Raw genomic sequence first — 6,738 nt, forward strand, 5'->3', positions numbered from 1 at the left:
ATACAGGTAGTTTAAGAGAAACTACTATATATTAAAAAATGTATAGTAGCTCTTAGGCTTGCTAAGCTCTTTGGAAACTTTTATAATTTGCCCTATGAAACTATATTAAATTTTAAAGGATAAGCAATTATGAAAGTTTTTTCTAAGACCAAAGACGATCTGGTTTTTAAAACAGACCCCCGATAAAGTCATCTAGACACATTGTTCGCTCTTTTTTTATTGCGCTTCGCTTTTAAGATTTTCGTAATGCATACTCGCTCCTTTGTGATAGATTTTGTGGTAAATTTAAAGATTACCGGCCTATTATAGCGAGAGAATAAAAAAATGGCAGGAAGCTTTGTTATTCTTCAGAAGCTTTGTTGTTTTTCAGAAGCTTTGTTGTTTTTCAGAAGCGTCATCGTTTCTTAGAGAAAAAGCTTGGTGGCAAAAATATTAAAGCACGAATCATCATATATGTTTCGTGAAATTTAGGGGAGAAAGGCGTTTGTTTTTAGATTGCGTTTTGCATGGAGGATTTTTACAAAAAGATCGAGATTCTGGGCATAATAAAATCTAAAATCTCAATTAGCACTAAAATCCAAGAAACCTTGCCCGAAAATTTAAAAAATTAGTGTATCATTACCAGTTTTAATCGATAGCCTCTAGTGGAAGATTAATGCTTATAAAAAGCGAATATATGCCAATAGATACTTTTGCCATGCTTAAGCTATAAAGTTTTCTTTTGCGGCAATATTCCGATCGTAAAGAATAGGAGCAATCGATGTTTGATCAAAAACCATTATTCTATTATGACGATAGTAAATTTAAAGGAGCCTCTTTGCAACCCCGCGGCGTTAAAAGCGTCAAGCTTATTCTAGCCTCTATCTTTATAAGCTTAAGCCTAGCTCCTAAAATATTAATGGCTGCTCCTGCCGATATTTCGGGCGCCATAAACTCCGAAGAGCAAAGAATAAGATCAATTAGACAAGGCGTAGAGGATCCCTTTATAACGATACGCAGCGAAGAGTCTCCCGCTTCAAGCGTAACCGCAGAGCCCAAGAAAACAGGAATTTGCTTTAAAATTTATGAGATCAAACTGATTAACGCAGAATCGCAAAACGAGCAGAAAAGTAGCGCGGATTCTAAATTTAACGAAGCGGATTACGAATCTAAAAACAAAGATGATCCAAAAACTCCAGCCGTCAACCCTAAAGGTGGTGCCGGCTCAGGTGTTCTTCTCTTTAAGCCGAATGATGAAAACTTGAGGCGCGCGAAAGTAAAAACTCCCGCTAAGTCCATTGGTCCTACCTCCAATTCCGACCATTCCGTTCCGCTGGGATTTGAAAGAATTCTAAGCTCCACTCTAAAAGAGCTTAAATTTAAAAGCGGCGATTGCTTGGGAGGCGATGAAATTTTAGCTCTGGCAAGAGCGTATAACAATAAAATCATATCCGCAGGCTTTATTACTACCTCCGTTTCCATCCCCCAGCAAAACATCTCCTCGGGCACCCTTCTTTTGGCTCTGCATCCCGGACGCATAGGCGAGATCTCGCTTGAGCCCGGCTCTGAAGCTAAGAACCAAAGAAGTATCTTTACCGCATTCGGCGGCGATAAGAGGGGAGAGATTTTAAACTTAAGAGATCTGGAGCAGGCTATGGAAAATTTCAATGCCGCTTCAAGAAGCGAGGCGGAGATAAGCTTAAGCCCTTCCGCAAAGCAGGGCTACTCCGATATCAATATCTCTAAACAGCAAAGCTTGCCTCTGCTGTTTAGACTAAGCGCGGATAATCTGGGCTCCAAATCTAGCGGCAAATACCAAGGCACGGCTATGCTTTACGGCTTAAATTTACTCGGATTAAATGAGAGCGTATTTGCTTCTTACGGTAGGAATTTTTTAAGAGGAGATAAAAAATCTTTAGGGGATGATAGCAAAAGCGGCAGATCGGCTAACTACTACGCAGGCTTTAGTATACCTTTCGGATACTTTTCTCTATCCTTTTGGCAGAACAGATACACCTACGATCAAATAGTACCCGGAACTTATGAGCTTTATACCTATAGCGGAAGCAGCGTTAGAAGAAATTTGGATCTTAACTACGTATATTTTAGAAATCGAAACTCCAAAAATTCCTTGTTTTTTAGAATTTGGCAAAAAAAGTATAAAAACTATATACAAGATTATGAGCTTAGCAACCAAAGAAAGCGCGAAGGGGGCTATGAGGCGGGGCTAAAATCCAAGGTATTTTTTGACAACTCTTCGGTAGAGATGATGCTTTCGTACCTAAAATCCACAGGGGCGTTTAACGCTCTAAGAGCGCCTGATGAAGACTTCGGCGGCGGAAGCTCTAGATATCATTTGATAAACGCCGCGTTAAATTTTAAAACCAGATCCTCTGCTATCCCCTTAAGCTACGAACTGGAGCTTTACGCAAGAAGAGCCAGTACTCATCTTAGCCCCATAGATAGGCTAAATATCGGCGGATACTATAGCGTTAGAGGGTTTGACTCTCAGATGAGCCTGCTTGGAGATAGCGGTTTTTATATAAGAAATACCTTGGAATATAAGTATTTTAAAAATAACGGCGTCTACCTGGCCTTTGATGTCGGCAAACTCAGCTCTAAGGGAAAAGATTATCCCTCGCAGGGCGAAATGCTTAGCGGAGGAGGCGTGGGCCTTAGAGGAAATATTTCAGGCTCTTTTACCTATGATCTTTTGGCGGCTTTTCCTATTAGCAAACCGGAAAATTTTAAAACGGACACTCCTGCTTTAAATTTCTCTTTAAGCTACGACTTTTAAATTTGTCTTTTAAAAATTTAGCGAAATTTCATCGGCGCTTCTTGCCGCGTTTAATATAAACGAATACGATATAACACTTGCTAAATTTAGCTAACTATTTTTAGCACAGATATACTATACCAAGAGCCGAGAAATAGCAGTCCTGCGCCCAAATCGAGCCCTAAAACAAATTCAAACAAATTTTAAATAAAATATCCTAAATTTACTATTTTTTTAAGAAAGTATTCAAGAAATTTAAGATATAAAACCATCGCAATCGGAGGTTATAGGTATGCAAATTGTAGGTTTTAATTCTATCTTTAATAGCTCGGGGCGACTTGGCGCTTCTACTCATACAAAAGAATATTTCGGCGTCTTTACACAAGCAAGCAAGCGCTTTGTCGCTCTTTTGCTTCTCGGCTTAGTGACGCCCTGCCTTTTCTACGGCGAGATAATACCCGATAACTCCGCTCCCGTAAATCATAGAGCTTCGGTATCTCAAACCCCGAATGCTCCCGCCACTCAGATAGATATAGCCTCTCCTAATGATAAAGGGGTTTCTATCAACGAATACTCTAAATTTAACACCCCTAAAGAGGGCACGGTATTTAATAACTCTCAAGGCGGAGCCATAAGTAAAACGGCGGGCTACATACCGCCAAATCCGAGACTCAATCGCGGCGAAGCCAAGCTCATAATCAATCAGGTAAACTCGCCTCTTCCTTCAAATTTACAGGGTAATATTGAGATAGCGGGCAGAAAAGCCGATCTTATCATCGCTAATCCTAGTGGCATCAACGTAAACGGCGCTACCATAATAAATTCCTCCTCTACTACGTTAAGTACCGCCAAACCCACCTATGAAAACGGACATCTTAAATCCCTAAACATAAGCAAGGACGGCTCTATAAATATAGGAGCGGACGGCCTAAACGATAACGGAGATTATCTAAACGTAATATCTAATAGCCTAAAGCTGGAGGGTAAAATTTACGCAAACGAGATAAACGTAGTAGCGACGGACGGTAAGGTATCTTTAAAAAATACAAACTCCGGATTGAGGCCGGATAATCTGAAAATCGAGCAAGAAGGGGGATCGCATCCTAAAGGTGTATCCATAGACTCCTCGGCTCTAGGCGGAATGTACGCGGGTAAGATAAATATAATATCTACTAAAGATGGAGCGGGCATCAACAATAAGGGGGCTATCTTAGCGGACAGCTCTTTAAAGATAGACGCTAACGGAGATCTGATAAATGAAGGAAAGCTAGGTTCTAACGGACAGACCCAAATCAGCTCAAAGACCATCTCCAACCAAAAGGGCTCTAAAATTTCAGCCTCCAATCTGGGTATAAAAGCCTCCTCGGTAGAAAACAGAGGAAATATACAGGCTAATACTCTAAAGATAAAAGCGGATAGGCTAGATAATATAAAGGGCTCCATAAGCTCAAGCTCTGCCTTAAAGATAGAGGCGAAAAGCCTAAGCAACAAAGATAGAGCCGTAATAGGAGCGGCTAAGAGCGAAAGGCTAAATGAGCTGGGCTTGGACGATACCAAAGACCCTTCCAAAGCGGGAGTTATTCCTCCCTCCAAAAATGAGCTTAGCGTAATAAGTGCGGAGCACATATCAAATATAGGCGGAGCGATACTTTCAAACGAAAGCTATTTGGATATAAAAGATAGCCTTTTAAACGATAACAGTTTGATGGTATTAAGGGCGCTGGATTCTGAAATTCCAAATTTTTATAACCTCGCGGATTCTACCTTTATAGTGCAAGAGGGCTTAAGTTTGCGCGGCAACAATCTACGCAACGAAAGCTCAAAGATCATCTCCCTAGGAGGCGTTCTTTTGGGCTACGACAGCATAGATAATTCTAAGGGCTCTATCCTAAGCGGAGGAAATTTAATTATAAACAAAGGCGCTCTTAATAATGAAGAGGGACTTATAAGCTCCAAAGGAGATCTTGCCTTAAATTTAGATAGTCTTAGCGCTTTAGGTAAGCTAAACTCGGACGGTAGTTTATATCTGGGGCTAAAGGACGATTTGACCTATAACGGAGGGATCTACGCAAGCGGCGATATATACTTAAATCTACAAGGAAATTTTATCGCCTTGCAAAGGCTGATCTCCAATAAAGATCTGATCATAAACGCAAAGGGTATCAAAAACGAAAGCATCATAGCCGCACTTGGAAATTTGGCTTTAAAAACAAAGGAGCAAATTTCAAATTTAGGCTCTTTAATCGCGGGGGACGAGCTGATAACAAACTCTGAAAGCCTAATCAACAAAAAAGCTCTTATCTATGCGCAAAACGGCATAGCTTTAAACGCTAAAAATATCCTCAATCAAGACGCGTCCAATATACTTAGCGGAGGGGATATAGTTATAAATACGAGCTTTCTTAGCAACGAAGCGCTATCTAACATCATCTCTCAAAGAAATTTAAATATTTTTAATGAAAGAGGCGGGGAGGGCAAGGCTGACGAGATAACTAACGCCTCCTCTTTGATATATGCAAGGGGCACTCTTAATATCGGCGCTAAAAAGCTAAACAACCGCTCGGTTAACGAGCCCGTAAAGAGGGTTCAAAGCACCGGCTATAATATAGATTTTACCTGCAATGGTGACGGTTGGGGTTGCAGCGGCGTAGCCATCCCTTTAAAGGTTAATGCGGCAGAGATAAAAGAGCGCATCCTCAAGCAAAATCCCAATATTAGCCAGGACGAGTTAAACGCTAAGATCATGGAGGAGCTTAGCGAGCAGGATATGAATCTATACGTATTAAGCTTATATAAAAATACTAGGCTTCCGGGGGAGGATACTAGGCTATATGATGCTATAACGCTAAGCTTAAAAGACAATCTCTTTAGCATAAGAAGAAGCAAGCCTCATAAGAAGGAGAGATTAAGGCAGATAAGCTACAGCATCAATAAAGAGTATATAACGGAAGATAGCCTAAGTAAATTTATGGGCTCAAACATAATCTCCGCAGGGGATAGCAACCTTAACATAGATGAGCTAAATAACGATAAGAGCGTAATTTATGCCTATAACGATCTGCTCTTAAATGTAAAGAGCCTAAACAACCGCTCTTTAAGTCTAAATCATAGTATAACGAGCCAGGCGGAGTATAGATGGAAACATAAAAGCCACGGCGGTAAAGGCGGCTATAGCGACCAAAAGAATATCTACTACTCCCAGCCTGCTATTATCTCCATAATAGGAGCTAAAAAAGATATAAAAGGCTACGCGGGCGATATTTCAAATTTAAACTCGGACGGGCAGATAAACTCCGGTAACGCTCCTGCTCTTATAAAGGAAGCTTTTTCTAAAATAGATTACTCTCTAATAGGCAAGGGGCTCGGTAATCCTAACGCTTTAAATCTAAATAAAAACGATCTTGCGCCTAGCCTTAATAACGAAGCGGATATGCAAGATATCATTAGGCCTAGCTATATAAACAATCTCTTTTCGCCTATAAGCAGTAAATTTTATAACACCTTCTACGTTTATAGCGAGCTGATACCGGATTTTTCATATATGCACAATAAGCTAAGCTTGCTTTATGATAAAAAAAGGACCTCCTTGAACTCTTCTGAGGAAGATGACGGCACCATGCTTAGCTCCGCACCTTCTTTGATATACGCAGGAGGCAGCATAGATCTAAGCGTAAACGGCGATCTTAGAAACGAAGGGATAATCTACGCGGGCTCTAATATGAGCCTCAAAGCGGGCAGCGTATCAAATTTAAACTCCGCCTCCATCATCGCCGCGAACGCCCTAAGCATATCGGCCAAAAAGGATATAATAAACGCATCCTCTTTGATACAAGGACGCAGCGTAAGCTTAAACGCGGGCAGAGATATAGTACATAAAACTCTAAGTAAAGAGATAAACCTAAATAGAGCCTACGGCGATCAAAGCAGCACCTATATAGGCACTATCTCAAATATAAAATCTACCGAAGGCAGCGTAGCATTAA

Annotated in this window: 2 protein-coding genes; both read left to right on the top strand. The window is 40.7% G+C overall.

The genetic code is table 11. From position 1 onward, the window contains the following. The first annotated feature begins 760 nt into the window (after positions 1-760). Positions 761-2,776: a ShlB/FhaC/HecB family hemolysin secretion/activation protein gene (locus tag Q0605_RS07020; RefSeq protein ID WP_298705446.1), complete on the top strand. Its 2,016-nt coding sequence runs from the start codon at positions 761-763 to the stop codon at positions 2,774-2,776. Between the two features lie 271 nt (positions 2,777-3,047). Beyond that, a partial coding sequence (locus Q0605_RS07025; RefSeq protein ID WP_298705449.1) for a filamentous hemagglutinin N-terminal domain-containing protein occupies positions 3,048-6,738 on the top strand: 3,691 nt, incomplete at its 3' end.

The organism is uncultured Campylobacter sp., assembly GCF_938017705.1.
Lineage (GTDB): Bacteria > Campylobacterota > Campylobacteria > Campylobacterales > Campylobacteraceae > Campylobacter_B.